Source organism: Aedoeadaptatus coxii, assembly GCF_001553115.1.
Lineage (GTDB): Bacteria > Bacillota > Clostridia > Tissierellales > Peptoniphilaceae > Aedoeadaptatus > Aedoeadaptatus coxii.
This window is the reverse complement of the sequence record NZ_KQ960161.1, coordinates 1-1,686: the sequence shown is the minus strand read 5'-3', so window position 1 is coordinate 1,686 and position 1,686 is coordinate 1. Positions and strand designations below refer to the sequence as shown.

General features: G+C 51.8%; 1 rRNA gene. It reads right to left on the bottom strand.

Annotation, left to right across the window (positions count from 1 at the left end):
• Nucleotides 1-57 precede the first annotated feature (57 nt).
• Nucleotides 58-1,585, bottom strand: a 16S ribosomal RNA gene (locus HMPREF1863_RS01890).
• Nucleotides 1,586-1,686: the final 101 nt, after the last annotated feature.

Below are 1,686 nucleotides of genomic sequence, written 5' to 3'. Positions count from 1 at the left end.
ATAAGAGAAGTACCATCTTTGTGGCTCCTGCCCGCAGGCAGAAGCCTTTTTCCTTAGAAAGGAGGTGATCCAGCCGCACCTTCCGATACGGCTACCTTGTTACGACTTCACCCCAGTCATTAACCCTACCTTCGACGGCTGCCTCCTTGCGGTTAGCTCGCCGGCTTCGGGTATTGCCAACTCCCATGGTGTGACGGGCGGTGTGTACAAGACCCGGGAACGCATTCACCGCAGCATTCTGATCTGCGATTACTAGCAACTCCGACTTCATGCAGGCGAGTTGCAGCCTGCAATCCGAACTGGGATCGGTTTTTTGAGATTCGCTTGAGATCGCTCTTTCGCTGCCCTCTGTACCGACCATTGTAGCACGTGTGTAGCCCAGGACATAAAGGGCATGATGATTTGACGTCATCCCCACCTTCCTCCGATTTATCATCGGCAGTCCCTCTAGAGTTCCCACCATTACGTGCTGGCAACTAGAAGTAAGGGTTGCGCTCGTTGCGGGACTTAACCCAACATCTCACGACACGAGCTGACGACAACCATGCACCACCTGTATTAGCGTTTCCGAAGAAAAAACTTTATCTCTAAAGTGGGCGCTAGTATTTCAAGTCCTGGTAAGGTTCTTCGCGTTGCTTCGAATTAAACCACATGCTCCGCTGCTTGTGCGGGTCCCCGTCAATTCCTTTGAGTTTCATGCTTGCGCACGTACTCCCCAGGCGGAGTGCTTAGTGTGTTAACGACGGCACCGAGGTTTGACCCCCGACACCTAGCACTCATCGTTTACGGCGTGGACTACCAGGGTATCTAATCCTGTTTGCTACCCACGCTTTCGTTCCTCAGCGTCAGTTGAAGTCCAGCAAGTCGCCTTCGCCACCGGTATTCCTCCTAATATCTACGCATTCCACCGCTACACTAGGAATTCCACTTGCCTCTCCTTCACTCAAGCTTGACAGTTTCCGATGCTTACGAAAGTTGAGCTTTCGCCTTTTACATCGGACTTGTCATGCCGCCTGCGAACCCTTTACGCCCAGTAATTCCGGACAACGCTCGCCCCCTACGTATTACCGCGGCTGCTGGCACGTAGTTAGCCGGGGCTTCCTCCTATGGTACCGTCATTATCTTCCCATAGGACAGAGCTTTACGATTCGAAAACCTTCATCGCTCACGCGGCGTCGCTGCATCAGGGTTTCCCCCATTGTGCAAGATTCCCCACTGCTGCCTCCCGTAGGAGTTTGGACCGTGTCTCAGTTCCAATGTGACCGTTCACCCTCTCAGGCCGGTTACTGATCGTCGTCTTGGTAGGCCGTTACCCCACCAACTAACTAATCAGACGCGAGGCCATCTCTCACCGCTAGCACTTTAACTATCTGATGATGCCATCTGATAGTGTCATACGGTATTAATCCCGGTTTCCCGAGGCTATCCCGTTGTGAGAGGCAGGTTCCTCACGCGTTACTCACCCGTTCGCCGCTAATCCAGAAGTTCGTCACCCGAAGGATCTGAACAACTTTCATCGCTCGACTTGCATGTGTTAGGCGCGCCGCCAGCGTTCGTCCTGAGCCAGGATCAAACTCTCAATAAAAACGTTGAGTTTGCTTAGCTCAAACACTGACTGTGTTCCGCTTTAAGCTTATAGATTGTTATGGTTTATTCTCTTATACCATTTAATTAACTTGGTTCAAG